Origin of the sequence: Pseudomonas sp. OIL-1 (genome assembly GCF_010669185.1) — a bacterium.
GTDB classification, from domain to species: domain Bacteria; phylum Pseudomonadota; class Gammaproteobacteria; order Pseudomonadales; family Pseudomonadaceae; genus Halopseudomonas; species Halopseudomonas profundi.
This window is the reverse complement of sequence record NZ_CP048629.1, coordinates 3590893-3606509: the sequence shown is the minus strand read 5'-3', so window position 1 is coordinate 3606509 and position 15617 is coordinate 3590893. Positions and strand designations below refer to the sequence as shown.

Below are 15617 nucleotides of genomic sequence, written 5' to 3'. Positions count from 1 at the left end.
TCTCCGCGCCGACACCGAAGTCGGCCCAGACGCTGTATGTTAACCCAGCTATGCCTCGAAGGTCTGTTGCAGGCCTGTCCCAATCACTGCCGGAGGAAACATGGCATTAATAATGGCCAGTAGTAAAGATGAATTGCTTGCTTTGCTCGGCGATCGCTTGCAAGCGCTCGTTGAGCCGGGTGATGCGGAGAACGTGGCGCGTTTCAGCCAACAATTCTTTGGCATCGCTCCGCTGGAGGAGCTGCGGGGCCGGCACGATTCTGATCTGCTTGGTTGCACGCTGTCTTCCTGGCGATTCTTCCAGCAGTTTGACGGTCACGAACAGAAAATACGGGTCTTCAACCCCGACACCCAACAGCATGGTTGGCAGACCACACACTCGGTAGTTGAAATACTGCATCGGGACGCGCCCTTTCTGGTTGATTCGGTGCGCATGGAGCTCAAACGCCAGGGCTACCTTGTGCATACCATGCAGAACAGCGTGATGCGGGTGGAACGGGATGAACAGGGGCAGTTGCTGCACCTGTATGGTCGCAACGATCCGGGCGCGCAGGGGCACCCCGAGTCGGTGATGTTTATCGAGATCGATCGCTGCGCGAGCACGCAGGAGCTGCGTGCCGTGCAGACGGGCGTAGTGGATGCGCTGAGCCATGTGCGCGCCGCGGTGTCGGATTTCGAGCCGATGCAGCATCGCATGAACGAACTGGTCGAAATGCTCAATACTGAAGGCGCAGCACAATTTCCGGCCGAAGAGCGCGCCGAGGCGGTCGAATTCCTCCGCTGGTTGCTGGCAGATCATTTCACCTTTCTCGGCTATGAGCGTTTTCATATTCATGAAGGTTTGCCCAAGGGACGGCTGGGTATCGAAGACAAATACAGCCTGGGCGTGGCGGTTCGCGATCCACTGGATGATGTGACTTCGGATCTGCCGGAGGAGGTGCTGGATTATCTTCGCTCGCCCTTGCTGTTGTCCTTTGCCAAGGCGTCGCGGCTGAGCCGCGTGCATCGACCGGCCTATCCGGATTATGTGTCCGTGCGGGAGATTGACGAGAATGGCAAGGTGCTGGTCGAACACCGCTTCTCCGGCCTGTATACCTCGCGGGTGTATACCGAGAACGTTTCGAGAATTCCCCATTTGCGCCGCAAGGTTGAAGTCGTCAAGCAGGAGGCCGGACTGGAGCCGCGCAGTCATCTCGGCAAGGATCTGGAGCGGGTACTGCAGGTCTTGCCGCGGGATGATCTGTTCCAGATGTCCAAGGACCAGCTGCGCGACACCGCATTGAGTATCGTGCAAATCCAGGAACGCGCGCGCATCCGCATCTTTCTGCGGCGTGGCAATTATGGCCGTTTCTACTATTGCCTGGCCTACGTACCGCGGGATCTGTACTCCACCGATATCCGCATGCGAATCCAGGCGGTACTGATGGATCGGCTCAAATCCAGTGAATGTGAATTCTGGACGTATTTCTCCGAATCGATACTGACGCGCACCCAGTTCATTCTGCGCGTTGACCCCAAACACGGCCAGGAAGTAGATCACGTGAAAATTGAGCAGGACGTTATCCAGGCATGTCGCAGCTGGCACGATGATTTCAGTGACCGCTTACACGAAACCCTGGGTGAGGCCGATGCCACCGAGGCCTGGGATAACTTCTCCGAGAGTTTCCCCGCTGGATACAGCGAGCGGTTCACCACAGCTTCCGCCGTAGTCGATCTAAAGCACCTGCTGAACCTGAGCGAGGAGAATCCGCTCGGGATGAGTTTCTATCAGCCGTTGCGGCAGAAACAGGGTGTGCTGCATTGCAAGCTGTATCACTTGCATGAGCCGCTGCCCCTGTCTGACGTGATGCCGATTCTGGAGAACCTCGGGCTACGGGTCATGGGTGAGTTTCCCTTCCGGATCGCCGGTGCTAACGGGCCGGTGTACTGGATACACGATTTTGAATTTACCTATGCCCTGGACAGCGCGCAGGACATTCAGGAGGTCAACGAGCTGTTCCGCGATGCTTTCATCAATATCTGGCGAGGCCATGCGGAGAACGACGGGTTCAACCGCCTGGTGTTGCTGGCGAGCATGTCCTGGCGTGATGTAGCGCTGCTGCGTACCTATGGCCGCTATATCAAGCAGATCCGCATGGGCTTTGAGCTGCCCTATCTGGCGAACACCCTGGTCGCGCATTCGACCATCGCCAGGGAGCTGGTGCGGCTATTCAAGACGCGCTTCTATCTGGCGCGCAAATCCTCGGCGGCCGAGCTGGAGGAGCGTCTCGAACAGGCGATCATCAATGCGCTGGACGGCGTGGCAGTGTTGAACGAGGACCGCATACTGCGCCGTTATCTGGACCTGATCAAAGCCACACTGCGTACCAACTTCTATCAGGGTGACGAGAACGGCGATCCAAAGGATTACATCAGTATCAAGCTCGATCCCCAGCGTGTTCCGGAGCTACCGCTGCCCCGGCCAATGTTTGAAATTTACGTCTACTCGCCGCGCTTCGAAGGCGTTCATCTACGGGGCGGGAAGGTGGCCCGTGGTGGTTTGCGCTGGTCGGATCGCGAAGAGGATTACCGCACCGAGGTGCTGGGCCTGGTCAAGGCGCAGCAGGTCAAGAACGCGGTCATCGTACCGGTCGGGGCGAAGGGCGGATTTGTACCGCGACGCTTGCCGGCTGGCGGATCGCGAGACGAAATCCAACAGGAAGCTATCGCCTGTTACCGACTATTTATCAAAGGCTTACTCGATATTACTGATAATTACGTTGAAGGCGAAGTAGTGCCGCCGGAGCAGGTTGTTCGCCACGACGGCGATGATCCCTACCTGGTGGTCGCGGCGGACAAGGGCACTGCGAGTTTTTCTGACATCGCCAATTTCATCGCCGCGCAATACAACTTCTGGCTGGGGGATGCGTTCGCTTCCGGCGGCTCGGCCGGCTATGACCACAAGGCCATGGGCATCACTGCACGGGGCGCATGGGTTTCGGTGCAGCGGCATTTCCGCGAGCTCGGGGTCAACGTCCAGGAGGAGTCTGTAACGGTCGTCGGCATCGGCGACATGGCGGGCGACGTGTTCGGCAACGGCATGCTGTTGTCGCGCAAGTTAAAGGTCGTTGCGGCGTTCAACCATATGCACATTTTCATTGATCCGGACCCTGATCCGGAGGCCAGCTTTGTCGAGCGCGAGCGGCTGTTCAACATGCCCCGTTCCAGCTGGAGCGATTATGACAGCAGCCTGATTTCCGAAGGCGGTGGCATATTCGAGCGCAGTCTCAAGCAAATTCAGCTCACGCCACAAATGAAGGCGTTGTTTGACATCAGCGAGGACAAACTCACGCCCAGCGAGCTGATCAATCGCCTGCTCAAGGCGCCGGTTGATCTGATCTGGAACGGCGGCATTGGCACCTACGTAAAAAGCGCTGCGGAAAGTCATGCCGACGTGGGCGACAAGGCCAATGACGGAGTACGGGTCGATGGCGCGGAGCTGCGTTGCAAGGTGGTGGGAGAGGGCGGCAACCTGGGTATGACGCAGCGTGGCCGCATTGAATACAGCCTCAATGGTGGTCATTGTAATACCGACTTCATCGATAATGCCGGGGGCGTCGACTGCTCGGACCATGAGGTCAATATCAAGATTCTGCTTAACGAAGTGGTTGCCACCCAGGAGATGACCGGCAAGCAGCGTAACCGCCTGCTGGCCAGCATGACCGATGAGGTTGCTGGCCTGGTGTTGGCCAACAACTACAAGCAGACCCAGGCGATCAGTCTGGCTGAACGCCAGGCGCGCCTGGCCATGGGCGAATATCGCCGGCTGATCAGTGCGCTGGAGGCATCCGGCAAACTGAGCCGTTCGCTGGAATTTATTCCCGAGGACGAGCATCTGGCCGAGCGCTCGGCACGCGGCGAGGGGCTGACACGGGCGGAGCTGGCGATTCTTATTTCCTACTCCAAGGCCGATCTCAAGGAGACGCTGGCCGCCTCCGATGTGCCGGACGACGAATACCTTGGTGAGGAACTGAATACCGCCTTCCCGGCGACCCTGGTGGAGCAGCATGAGGACGCGCTGGCCGGACACCGCTTGCGTCGCGAAATTATCGCTACCCAGTTGGCCAACGACATGGTTAACCACATGGGGGTCACCTTCCAGCGGCGCCTGGAACAATCGACCGGCGCATCAGTAGGTGAAATCGCCAGAGCCTATGTGGTGGCACGCGATGTGTTCCGTCTGAACTATCATTTCGCGACCATCGAAGCACTCGATTACCAGGTACCGGCGCAGGTTCAGTTTGATCTGATGGACGACCTGATGCGTCTCGGACGCCGGGCCACGCGATGGTTCATCCGCAACCGTCGGCTGGATTTGCGTGCCGGGGATGAGGTGGCCCATTTCGCACCGCGCATTGTCGCGCTCGCCGAACAGTTTGATGGCCTTTTCGAAGGGCCGAAACGGGGCGTATGGGAAACGCGTTACAACAGCTATCTCGCGGCCGGGGTGCCGGAGCAGGTCGCCCGCATGATCGCCGGGACCGGTCTGTTCTATTCGATGCTCGGCATCATCGAAGCGGCGGACGCCACCGGGCAGCCAACAGAGCGGGTGGCACGGGTGTCCTTCGTGCTGGGCAGCGAGTTGCAGATTCCCTGGTTCGGCCAACTGGTGTCCAATCTGCAGGTGGACAACCACTGGCAGGCACTGGCGCGGGAGAGCTATCGGGATGATCTGGACGGCCTGTTGCGGACCATGACTGTCTCGGCATTGCAATCCTCGAGTGAGGACACCGACGTCGATGCCGTGGTTGATAACTGGATGACGCGTAATGAGCAACTGCTGGTGCGCTGGCGCAATATGCTCACAGATCTCAAGAGTGCGACCACCGGGGACTATCCCATGATCTCGGTGGCTATGCGAGAATTGCTGGATCTGGCACAAGGCGCCAACAACCACACGGGTTGAGGCGTATCTGACAGGCCTAGGGTCTGTTGCCGTTTCATCGCGGCCGCGACGGAGGCCCGTTTGGTGCAGAACAAGGCGCGAGAAACGAAGTTTGGTTGTTCCAAATGAGTGACGAGTAACGCAGTGCTGCGTTAAGCGGACCCCGTCCCTTCGGGTTGCGTGGCAAATGACGCCATGCGGCGTTGCGAGATTTGGCAAGGGAACAACCATTACCTGCGTCCCGCGCCTTGCCTGGCGCCATTTGACACGGCAACGCGGCTCGCGATGAAACGGCAACAGACCCTAGCAAGGAGAGCCATGCAGCAGTTGATTTTTGATCTGTCGTTGCCCGCCGAGCGTTTTCTCGAATGGTATCGGGGAACCGCCAGGCGGGTCACGATGCTCAGCCGGGACGGTCGGCGCATCAGCCTGCCGGCCCATCACCTACGGCGGTTTCTGACGCACGAGGGCATTTACGGCAGCTTCCGAATGACCTTTACCGCAGACGGGCAATTGCTGTCGCTTGAGCGCATAGCTCCCTGAGCCGGTATACTCTCGCACCGACATTTTCCACCAAGGCCTGACTTCATGTATCCCACGTTGCGCTCCCTGCTGTTTCGCCTGCCCGCCGAAACCTCCCATGAACTTGCCCTGGACATGATCGGTGCCGCCGGGCGGCTTGGACTGGAGAAGCATCTGGCGCAGCCGGTAGGCCGGCAGCCAGTGGAAGTCATGGGGCGGATTTTTGATAACCCCGTCGGGCTGGCAGCAGGGCTGGACAAGAACGGTGTCGCTGTTGACGGTCTGGCAGGTCTGGGCTTCGGGTTCATCGAAGTAGGGACGGTGACGCCTCTGCCACAACCCGGCAACCCGCGGCCACGGCTGTTTCGCTTGCCGGAACGTAACGCGATCATCAACCGCATGGGCTTCAATAACAACGGGGTTGATGCCTTGCTCGAACGGCTTGCCAGGGTGCGCTACCAGGGCGTGCTGGGTATCAATATCGGCAAGAACGTGTTCACGCCGGTTGAGCGTGCGGTAGATGATTACCTGTTGTGTCTGCGCAAGGTATACAGCCGTGCGGGCTATGTAACAGTGAACCTGTCCTCACCCAATACGCCCGGTCTGCGTACCCTGCAATTCGGCGACACGCTCAAGGTACTGCTGGAACAGATCAAAACCTGCCAGCTGCAGTTGAGCCAGCAACACGGGCGTTACGTGCCGGTGGCGATCAAGATTGCCCCGGACATGAACCCTGAAGAGCTGGCGATGGTCGGGCAAACGCTGGTGGACCAGGGCATGGACGCGGTCATCGCTACCAACACCACGCTCGAACGTGGCGCCGTGGAAGGTCTGAAACATGCCGAGGAAGCGGGCGGTCTGTCCGGTGGTCCCTTGACCGAAGCATCAACGGAAGTCATCCGGGTGCTGGCCTCTACGCTCAGCGGACGCCTGCCGATCATCGGCGCCGGGGGGATCCTGTGTGGGGCGGATGCAGCGGACAAGATCAAGGCGGGTGCCAGCCTGGTGCAGCTTTACAGTGGGTTTATTTATCGCGGACCCGAGCTGATTCGCGAATGCGCTGACGCGATTGCAGCTATCCGAACCTGATCAGTTGATAACGGGTACGAGTGGCTAAACAGGGGAAGGTTGCCGTCTGGTTGGCCCCCGCACTGCAGGGGCCGGTTGGGCCTTCAAGGCCCGGCGCTTGGGGAGAGCGCCTCTGGAGAAATCGCACTTACTTCAGGAAATTAACCTACGGCGCGCATTTCATTCAGGCGATGCACGCCGGATATGCCCGTAAAGCCGGCCCAGTGATCGGCACGGCCCTCCCGCCAACCGTTAATCCAGTTCTGGCGTGCGGCGACGCTATTGAAGGGGCATGAATCTTGGGACTTGCCATGAACACCATTCTGGTACCCGCGGAGGAATGCTCTTTCCACGGGATCACGCTTCAGTCTTCTCATAAGGTAGAACCCTCACTTGATATGACATACCCGCCTCGCAACCAGCGAGGCGGGCGGTTGGTACCAGGGAAAATGCCCCGGTACCCATGCGCCGCCGCCTGTCAGGCCCGGCTGCATGTTCTGCAGCTTGCAACACATAAGCGATTGCTCTGTTGTACCCTAACCAGAGCGGCCTGTCCAAATATCAAAATGGCATGAATATATTGTTACTTAGGCGTGATAATCCTGCGACATCGCGCTCAATCGAAACACGATCTGGAAATCAATTAGATGCGTTCCACTGTTGAATTTTTTGTTACCTGTCCGAAGGGCCTCGAAGGCCTGCTTCTGGACGAACTGCTGGCGATGGGCGCCGGGAATCCCAAGGAGACCGTAGCGGGTGTCAGTGTCAGCGGTGATTTAACGCTGGGCTACCGCATCTGCCTGTGGTCGCGTCTGGCGAACCGGGTATTGCTGGTCCTCGACCGCTTTGCTGTCAGCGATGTACAGGACCTCTACGACGGCGTGGCGCGCATCGACTGGGCCAGTCATATGCGTGCCGACGACAGTCTGGCGGTCGACTTCACGGGTATTCTGCCGGGGGTGGACAACACCCACTTTGGGTCGTTGAAGGTCAAGGATGCGGTGGTTGATGTGCTGCGTCAGGCGGATGGGACCCGGCCATCGGTGGACAAGATCAACCCTGATCTTCGCATCAATGTGTTCTGCCGCAGCAACGAAGCCCAATTGGCGATCGATCTGTCCGGACAGAGCCTGCATCAGCGCGGCTACCGCCTGCAGCAGGGCGCAGCGCCACTCAAGGAAAACCTGGCTGCGGCGATTCTGCTGCGCGCTGGCTGGCCGGCACTGGCAGCCGAAGGCGCCGCGCTGGCCGACCCGATGTGTGGCTCAGGTACCTTCCTGATCGAGGCGGCGCTGATGGCCGCTGATGTTGCGCCGAACCTTCAACGCAAGCAGTGGGGGTTCAGTAACTGGCTGCAGCACGAGCCCGAGCAATGGCAACCGGTGCTTGAGCAGGCACAGCAGCGAGCAACGGTCGGGCTGGCTCAACCGCCACTCTGGATTCGGGGTTACGAGGCCGACCCGCGTATGCTGCAACCGCTGCGCAACAACATTCAGCGCGCCGGATTGAGCGAATGGGTAAAGGTCTATCAGGGTGAGCTGGCCACCTTTGCGCCAGCACCGGATCGTGGCCAAAAAGGTTTGGTGGTGTGCAATCCGCCCTACGGCGAGCGTCTGGGCGAGGCGGCGAGCCTGGTGTATCTGTACCAGAAACTCGGCGAGGTGCTGCGTCAGCAGTGTCCGGGCTGGCAGGCTGCGATCTTTACCGGCAACCCTGACCTAGGCAAACGGATGGGCATCCGCAGCCATAAGCAGTACTCGCTGCTGAACGGGGCGATCCCCTGCAAGCTCTTGCTGATGGATCTGGTTCCGGAGCGCTTTGTCACGGGCGATAGCCCGGTCCGTAGTAATGACAGGGCCGAGCAGAGACAGGCAGTCGCGGCTCCGCAACCGGCATCAACGGGTGCCCGGACAGATACTCCGGCAGCGCCTTCATCTTCTGCGCCGGTAGCGGCGCGGCTCAGCGAATCGGCGCAAATGTTTGCCAATCGCCTGAAGAAGAATCTCAAGGTCCTCGGCAAATGGGCACGCCAGCAGGATATTTCCTGCTATCGCGTGTACGACGCTGATATGCCCGAATTCGCTGTTGCGATTGACCTCTACGACGGCTGGGCACATGTGCAGGAATATGCAGCGCCGGCGAGCATCAGCGAAGCGAAGGCTCAGGCCCGCTTGCAGGATGTGTTGGTCGCGCTGCCAGATACCCTCGGCATTCCCGCGGACCGGGTGGTGCTCAAGCAGCGCCTGAAACAGGCGGGTAAACAACAGTATCAGCGCATGGATCGGCGCGGCGAGTTCATGACGGTGCGAGAAGGGCAGGTCAAACTTTTGGTCAATCTGACCGATTATCTGGATACCGGACTGTTTCTGGACCACCGGCCGCTGCGTTTGCGGCTCGCGCAGGAGGCACAGGGCAAGCGCTTCCTTAACCTGTTCTGCTATACCGCCAGTGCCACAGTGCATGCGGCAGTCGCTGGCGCGCGCAAGACCACCAGCGTTGACCTTTCGCGGACCTATCTGGACTGGGCCAGACGCAATCTGTCGCTGAACGGGCTGTCGGACCTGCATGAACTGGTCCAGGCCGATGTGATGGAATGGCTGGAGGCAGCCGAGGGCGAATATGATCTGATCTTTGTTGACCCGCCGACCTTCTCCAATTCCAAGCGGATGGAGGATGTTTTCGATATCCAGCGCGACCACGTGCACCTGATCGACATGGCCATGGCCCGGCTAGCGCCCGGCGGTACGCTGTATTTCTCGAACAACTTCCGACGCTTCCGCATGGCGCCCTCATTGGAGGCCAGCTACAAGGTGGAAGATATCTCGGCGGCAACGCTTGATCGGGATTTTCAGCGCAATACCCGCATTCACCGGACCTGGCGCATCACCCGCTGAACGAGCCCTGAACGAACTGGATCGGGGCGGGTTAGCCCCGATCATTGAATCACTGGCTGGCAGCGATATCGGTTGGTGCGCGGCGGTGAACATCCTGTAGCACCAGATCAAGCGCCTGGCGGCTGGCGCCGGCGGTGGCGTGGTTGACGAAGGCAGTGACTGCCCAACTCTGTCCATTGGCGTCCCGGGTGATCCCGGCGATTGCGCGCACGCTGTTCAACGCGCCCGTTTTGATATGCGCCTGGCCAGCAACCGGCGTGTTGCGCAAACGCTTGCGCATGGTCCCGTCCATGGCTGCCAGTGGCATCGAGGCGATGAATTCTGCGGCATAGGGGCTTTTCCACGCTTGCTCCAGAAGCTGCGCCATATCCCGAGCGCTCATGCGTTCAATCCGCGACAGCCCCGATCCGTTATCCAGAACCAGCCCGTTGGGCTCGATATTCTTCTCGGCCAGCCAGGACATGATAGTGCGATTGGCCGCCTGGAAGTCATCCACATCGTTAGCGCTGCGGTTTTCCCGGCCGATGGTCAGAAACAGCTGGCGCGCCATGGTGTTGTTGCTGAACTTGTTGATGTCACGCACTACCGAGACCAGATCGGGTGAGACACTTGTGGCCAGACGGCGAGCCTTGGGCGGCACTTCGCCGAGCCGGGTCGTGCCATGGATCTGGCCACCCATTTCCTGCCAAAGGGTTCGCACCAGGCTTCCGGTATAGGTCTGTGCATTCAGTGCAGAGAGATAACGCTGTGTCGAGCAGCCCTCGTGCAGTGCGCCGGTGAGCGTAACGTGCGCCTGTCTGCCATTGTCCTTCACTGAATAGGCAACGTTGGGCCAGGGGCAGGACTTCACTGCAGGGAGCGTTTTGACCTGATTATCTATTTTCACTTCTGGTAGCGCGGGATCCAGATGCACACGTGTCTTGTCGCCTTCGGCAAAGGTACTCAGCGTAAACAGTTTGAGGTTGGTCAGTAGCGGATCAGGTTCAACCAGAAACGGCCGGCTGGGGTCATTGCCGTCGTCAACAAAAGGTGCAGCGCCCAGTGGCAGCAACAGATCGCCGGGTTTGAGCACCAGGTCACCCTTGATCTCGCGCACGCCCTTGGCGCGCAATTCACGCAACATCACCCATACGCGATCCATGGTCAGCTTGGGATCGCCATCGGTATCAAACACCAGATCACCATGCAGAATGCCGTCGCGTACCTGACCCGTTCCATACAGGCCGGCACGCCACTGGTAGGTCGGACCAAGAATTTCAAGCGCAGCGTAGGTGGTGACCAGCTTCATGGTCGAGGCAGGATTGAATGCCTGATCTGCGTTGACGAACTGGGACATGCCCTGGCCTTCAAGGGGAATCACCGCCAGCGAAAACGCGCTGGCAGGAACGCGGGCTGACGCGAGGGCTGAGCTGACTTTGGCGGGTAGCTTGCCGACGTCTTCGGCGCTGATCGGCGCAGCCACCATTGCCAGTGCAAGGGCTGGGATCAGACTACGAAATGTGAACTGGAAAAAGGGTGACATGACCGGAGAACTCCGCTTACGGCCTGAATGCAGGTTGAGCCTGAACAGGCTCGTGTAAGTTCCCATCATTGCTTGGATTTTCAGCTACGCCAAGGTCTGTGCGACTAGCGGTAGCGGTACTAGTGAGGGATCGAGCCAGGCGGCAGATTGAAAAAGATTCGGGCGGTAGCGCAGGTATGTTCGCTGAGGGTTTCAAGGCTTTCTTCACGACACTGCGCAACCATGTCGGCTACCCACGGCAAATAGGCTGGCTCGTTGCGTCGATTTTTCGGCCTGGGCGACAAGGTTCGAGGCAGGAGCCAGGGCGCGTCGGTTTCCAGCATCAGTCTTCCGGCCGGAATGTCCTGCATCAACGGACGCAGATGGGTGCCGCGTCGCTCATCACAGATCCAGCCGGTGATACCGATATGCAGGTCCATGTCCAGATAGCGATACAGCGCCTGTTTATCGGCCGCGAAGCAATGCACCACCGCGGCGGGCAAACGGTCGCGATAGTCGGCGAGCAGTTCTATCAAGGTCTGGCTGGCATCGCGTTCATGCAGAAATACCGGATAGCCCAGTTCGGCTGCCAGACTTAATTGATCTTCCAGTGCTTTGAGCTGGAGCGGTCGGGGGGAGAAGTCGCGGTTGAAATCCAGGCCACATTCGCCGATCGCCTTGACGCTTTCGGCCGCGGCCAGCGAACGAAGATCGGATGCCTGGGCGGTATGCCAGTGGCGGGCTTCATGGGGATGAACGCCGGCGGTGCAGAACAGTTGACCAGGAGCCTGGGCGCAAAGCGCCTGGGTAGCCGGACAGCTATCCAGCGAAGTGGACGTCAGCACCATCTGGCTGACGCCTGCTTCACAGGCCCGGTCCAGCACTGCCTCACGGTCCTTATCAAAAGCGGCGTCAGTGAGATTGACGCCGATATCGATCCATTCCATGGGCAAGGCTATCAGGCGCTACGTGGCGGCCGAGGCGCGCGGGGCTTGCTGGGGAAGTCCTTGCGCGGAGGGCGGCTGCTACGTGGCGGCCGGTCAGTTTCACCGGGCGGGAGCGGCCAGGCGCGGATTTGCAGCGCAACGCCGTTGATCTCGACGTTCGCGAGCTTGGCCAGTGTTGCGTCATCCAGCGGCGGCAGATACACACCGGTGTGCTCGGTAAACATCTTGATGTGGCCAATCTGCCCACGCTGCAGGCGCGCATGGCGAACCAGAGCGTCGACCAGCGGCTTGGGCATCAGACCGTTGGAGCGACCGCCTTGTACCTTGTAGCGGATCAGACCGCTATCACGATCATCGCTGCTTTCGCGGCGCGGCGGCGCTGCGGGGAGGTCAGCGACGGGCTCAACCAGCGTTTTTGCGCTAGGCAGAATCGCCAGCAGGCTGGCAGCCAGTTCCTGCGGTTCCATGTTGGTCAGCTCAAGCAGGTCATTGACCAGCTGTTGCTGCAACGCGCCGGTGTTTTCACGCGCAACGTTCAAACGCCCGGCGAGCTTGCTCAGGCGACCGGTACGCACAGCATCGGCACTTGGCAGCTGCTGCGGCTCGATCTTCTGACCGGTAGCCTTTTCCAGCAGGTGCAGCAAGCGACGCTCACGCGGGGTGGCGAAGAGGATTGCTGTCCCGGTACGACCTGCACGGCCGGTGCGACCGATACGGTGAACGTAGGATTCGCTGTCGTGGGGCAGATCGTAGTTGAGAACGTGGGTGATGCGGTCAACGTCCAGACCACGCGCGGCAACATCAGTCGCAACAACGATGTCGAGCAAACCACGCTTGAGACGGTCAACAACCTGCTCGCGGAGCTGCTGGCTCAGATCGCCATTCAGCGCGGCTGCGGCAAATCCACGTGCTTCCAGCCGCTCGGCCAATTCCATGCTGGCGGTCTTGGTGCGCACGAAGACGATCATGGCTTCGACCGGCTCGACTTCGAGCAGGCGGGTCATGGCGTCCAGTTTGTGATGATTGGACACTTCCCAGACTTTCTGGGTGATGGTGTCCAGGCTGCTGCTCTTGCCACTATGCAGGCGAATTTCCTTGGGCTCGCGCATGTGTTTGCGCGCAACGGTGCGTACACCAGCCGGCATGGTGGCGGAGAACAAGGCCTTCTGCGTCGTCGCAGGGACTTTCTCGAAGACGGCGTCCAGATCGTCGGCGAAGCCCATCTTGAGCATTTCGTCGGCTTCGTCGAGAACCAGAAAGCGCATGTTGTCGAACTTGATGCTGCCGCGACGCATGTGGTCGGTCAGACGACCAGGTGTGGCAACGACGACGTGAACACCGCGCTCCAGAGCCTTGAACTGGGGAGCAAAGGCGGATCCGCCATACAACGCCAGAACCGAGAATCCACGCATGTTCTGCGCGTACCGTTGCAGTGCTTCAGCGACCTGCAAGGCCAGCTCGCGGGTTGGTGTAAGCACCAGTGCCTGAGTCGCACGCATGCTGACGTCTATACCGGCCAGTACCGGCAGCGCGAAAGCTGCGGTCTTGCCGGTACCAGTCTGGGCCAGACCCAGCAGGTCATCGCCTGCCAGAAGGGTAGGAATGGCCTCGGCTTGGATCGGTGAGGGTGTTTCATAACCGAGGCTGGCAAGAGCCTCAAGGAGCGGTGCAGGCAAGCCAAGATCGGCGAACTGCGGTGCCGCCGGAGCGGTATCGGACATACTTGAAGTGAACCTTGGGGAATAATTAGATCGAATAGTATACGCGCACTGCAGGGTTTTTGCCGCAACGTTTTTTCGAAACTGGTCATCGCGCCTGGCAGCTGTCAGGCTGGAAAGCCGCACGACAGACAGGAGGATGGGATATGGGGCGCCTCGTGGAGGGTACCTGGCACGATGAGTGGTATGACACCAAGAGCACCGGCGGAGCCTTTGTACGTGAGGACGCAGGGTTCCGCAACAGCGTCGAGACGGGCGGTCGGTTTGCACCTGAGTCGGGGCGTTATCACCTGTACGTTTCGCTGGCGTGCCCGTGGGCGCATCGCACCCTGATCATGCGCAAACTGAAGGGTCTGGAGCCGCATATCGATCTCACCTGGGTCGAGCCGCCCATGCTCGAGCAGGGCTGGACCTACGATCCGCCGGAACCGTTGTATGGTTTCACCCGTCATTACCAGCTGTATACGCGAGCGAAATCCGACTATACGGGGCGGGTCACGGTGCCGGTGCTGTGGGATAAGCGCGAAGAGACCATCGTGAATAACGAGTCGGCGGAGATCATTCGCATCTTCAATAGTGCTTTCAACGAGCTGACCGGCAATACCGATGACTACTACCCCGAATCGCTGCGAAGCGAAATCGATGCGATCAACCAGCGGGTCTACGACAATATCAACAACGGCGTTTACAAAGCCGGGTTCGCCACCAGCCAGGACGTGTACGCGCGGGAATGCACCGAGCTGTTCGAGGCGCTGGACTGGGTCGAGAATCTACTCAGCGAGCGGCGGTATCTTGCTGGCGATCAGCTCACAGAAGCAGACTGGCGGCTGTTTACCACGCTGGTACGCTTCGATCCGGTGTACCACGGCCATTTCAAATGCAACATCCGGCGCATTGAAGACTATCCGAACATCACAGGCTTCGTTCGAGAGCTTTACCAGATGCCCGGCATCGCGGACACGGTGAATCTGGTACATATCAAGCAGCATTACTACTACAGTCACGCAACGATCAATCCGACCCGTATCGTCCCGCTGGGGGACGGGCTGGATCTGACGGCTCCGCACGGGCGGGGTTGACGAAGCTGCTGGCTTAAAGCTGGAAGGGTGAGGCTAGAGGCTGGAAGGGCGAGGACGGTGTTGTTGCTTCGCTATTTTGTGCTTGTTTGGGCGACGAAAGGGCAGGATCTCAGTACTCCGGCCCTCATTGCGCCCATGTTTGATGCACAGCAGTGCGCCGCGCTCGGGTGGTGGATCGCCCCGGAGCTAACCCTGGGGGTGTAGCGCGCCTGCGCTACGCCAAATTCGCAGCAACGCCAAACTCCGTCGAACTGGATGAGAATTCCATCGCAGCTCATGCCGCAGGCAAGCGCGTTGGGAAAACGCTATTGCGTGTTGCCGGCTAGCTTTGGTACGAGCTGGTGCTCGAACCTCCCAGGGAGTCCCGCTACTCGACAGATGCTGCGTTTCGTCGTCCGAACAAGCGCAAAGAAACCAACCAACAACCCCAACCTCACCCTTCCAGCTTCCAGCCTTAGGCGTCCAACCCCGGATATTCAATGGCGATGATGTAGTAGCTGCGTTCGCCGGAGGGGGCGCGCACTACTACTTCATCGTCCAGGGTCTTGCCTAACAGCGCCCGGGCCATGGGGCTGTCGATGCTGATGTGCTGCAGTCTGGGTTCGATTTCGTCGGGCCCGACGATACGCACGGTCTGCGCTTCACCATCCTCATCCTCCAGCTCAACCGTCGCGCCGAAAAACACCTTGTTGCGGTCAGCTGGCGGTTGGTCGACGACTTTGAGGTTTTCCAATCGGCGCCGCAGGAAGCGCACGCGGCTGTCGATCTGCCGCAGCATCTTTTTCCCGTACGTATACTCTGCGTTCTCGGAACGATCACCCTGGGCCGCTGCCTCGCTGACGGATTGGGTAACAGCCGGGCGCTGGACGTGCCATAGCTCATGCAATTCGTCACGCAGACGCTGGGCACCGGCAGCGGTGATCAGTGGCGTTCCGGCGGAGCGTGGTGGGCGATAACGGCTCAT

At 59.6% G+C, this 15617-nt stretch carries 10 protein-coding genes; 5 read left to right on the top strand and 5 right to left on the bottom strand.

What is annotated here, in order from left to right:
• The first annotated feature begins 100 nt into the window (after nt 1–100).
• From G3M63_RS16680 to G3M63_RS16670, 3 genes are all read left to right on the top strand, one after another.
• On the top strand, nt 101–4945 hold the full coding sequence (locus G3M63_RS16680; RefSeq protein ID WP_163983824.1) for an NAD-glutamate dehydrogenase: 4845 nt from the start codon (nt 101–103) through the stop codon (nt 4943–4945).
• 297 nt (nt 4946–5242) lie between these two features.
• Nucleotides 5243–5467, top strand: coding sequence for a DUF2835 domain-containing protein (locus G3M63_RS16675; RefSeq protein ID WP_150299048.1), 225 nt, complete (start codon nt 5243–5245; stop codon nt 5465–5467).
• A 45-nt stretch (nt 5468–5512) separates the two neighbouring features.
• Nucleotides 5513–6535: a quinone-dependent dihydroorotate dehydrogenase gene (locus G3M63_RS16670; protein ID WP_150299047.1), complete on the top strand. Its 1023-nt coding sequence runs from the start codon at nt 5513–5515 to the stop codon at nt 6533–6535.
• Between the two features lie 140 nt (nt 6536–6675).
• On the opposite strand, the gene rmf is transcribed toward G3M63_RS16670, so the two are convergent.
• The gene (rmf, locus tag G3M63_RS16665) at nt 6676–6891 is read right to left on the bottom strand and encodes a ribosome modulation factor (protein ID WP_150299046.1); all 216 of its coding nucleotides are present in this window, start codon (nt 6889–6891) and stop codon (nt 6676–6678) included.
• A gap of 270 nt (nt 6892–7161) precedes the next feature.
• Here rmf and rlmKL point away from each other — a divergent pair, with 270 nt between their 5' ends.
• Nucleotides 7162–9408 carry a bifunctional 23S rRNA (guanine(2069)-N(7))-methyltransferase RlmK/23S rRNA (guanine(2445)-N(2))-methyltransferase RlmL gene (gene rlmKL, locus G3M63_RS16660; RefSeq protein ID WP_163983823.1) on the top strand — a complete coding sequence of 749 codons (2247 nt, stop codon included), beginning with the start codon at nt 7162–7164 and terminating at the stop codon, nt 9406–9408.
• A 49-nt stretch (nt 9409–9457) separates the two neighbouring features.
• Here rlmKL and dacB read toward each other — a convergent pair whose 3' ends face one another.
• The 3 genes from dacB to G3M63_RS16645 form a co-directional block, all read right to left on the bottom strand.
• Nucleotides 9458–10930 carry a D-alanyl-D-alanine carboxypeptidase/D-alanyl-D-alanine-endopeptidase gene (gene dacB / locus G3M63_RS16655; protein ID WP_163983822.1) on the bottom strand — a complete coding sequence of 491 codons (1473 nt, stop codon included), beginning with the start codon at nt 10928–10930 and terminating at the stop codon, nt 9458–9460.
• Nucleotides 10931–11049: 119 nt separating this feature from the next.
• A complete protein-coding gene (locus tag G3M63_RS16650; protein WP_163983821.1) occupies nt 11050–11856 on the bottom strand; it encodes a TatD family hydrolase in 807 nt (268 codons plus the stop codon).
• An 11-nt stretch (nt 11857–11867) separates the two neighbouring features.
• Nucleotides 11868–13577, bottom strand: coding sequence for a DEAD/DEAH box helicase (locus G3M63_RS16645; RefSeq protein ID WP_150299042.1), 1710 nt, complete (start codon nt 13575–13577; stop codon nt 11868–11870).
• Nucleotides 13578–13720: 143 nt separating this feature from the next.
• Between G3M63_RS16645 and G3M63_RS16640 the strand changes: the two genes are divergently transcribed.
• Complete coding sequence (locus tag G3M63_RS16640) at nt 13721–14653, top strand: glutathione S-transferase family protein (protein ID WP_163983820.1); 933 nt, start codon at nt 13721–13723, stop codon at nt 14651–14653.
• Nucleotides 14654–15107: 454 nt separating this feature from the next.
• Here the strand turns inward: G3M63_RS16640 and greB are convergent, their stop codons facing one another.
• Complete coding sequence (gene greB, locus G3M63_RS16635) at nt 15108–15617, bottom strand: transcription elongation factor GreB (protein WP_163983819.1); 510 nt, start codon at nt 15615–15617, stop codon at nt 15108–15110.

Excerpts from the sequence above, each read along its gene's own strand:
- dacB (WP_163983822.1), bottom strand. The coding sequence starts at position 10,930 with ATGTCACCCTTTTTCCAGTTCACATTTCGTAGTCTGATCCCAGCCCTT.
- rlmKL (WP_163983823.1), top strand. The coding sequence starts at position 7,162 with ATGCGTTCCACTGTTGAATTTTTTGTTACCTGTCCGAAGGGCCTCGAA.
- G3M63_RS16650 (WP_163983821.1), bottom strand. The coding sequence starts at position 11,856 with ATGGAATGGATCGATATCGGCGTCAATCTCACTGACGCCGCTTTTGAT.
- G3M63_RS16640 (WP_163983820.1), top strand. The coding sequence starts at position 13,721 with ATGGGGCGCCTCGTGGAGGGTACCTGGCACGATGAGTGGTATGACACC.
- greB (WP_163983819.1), bottom strand. The coding sequence starts at position 15,617 with ATGAGCCGTTATCGCCCACCACGCTCCGCCGGAACGCCACTGATCACC.
- G3M63_RS16675 (WP_150299048.1), top strand. The coding sequence starts at position 5,243 with ATGCAGCAGTTGATTTTTGATCTGTCGTTGCCCGCCGAGCGTTTTCTC.
- G3M63_RS16680 (WP_163983824.1), top strand. The coding sequence starts at position 101 with ATGGCATTAATAATGGCCAGTAGTAAAGATGAATTGCTTGCTTTGCTC.
- rmf (WP_150299046.1), bottom strand. The coding sequence starts at position 6,891 with ATGAGAAGACTGAAGCGTGATCCCGTGGAAAGAGCATTCCTCCGCGGG.
- G3M63_RS16645 (WP_150299042.1), bottom strand. The coding sequence starts at position 13,577 with ATGTCCGATACCGCTCCGGCGGCACCGCAGTTCGCCGATCTTGGCTTG.
- G3M63_RS16670 (WP_150299047.1), top strand. The coding sequence starts at position 5,513 with ATGTATCCCACGTTGCGCTCCCTGCTGTTTCGCCTGCCCGCCGAAACC.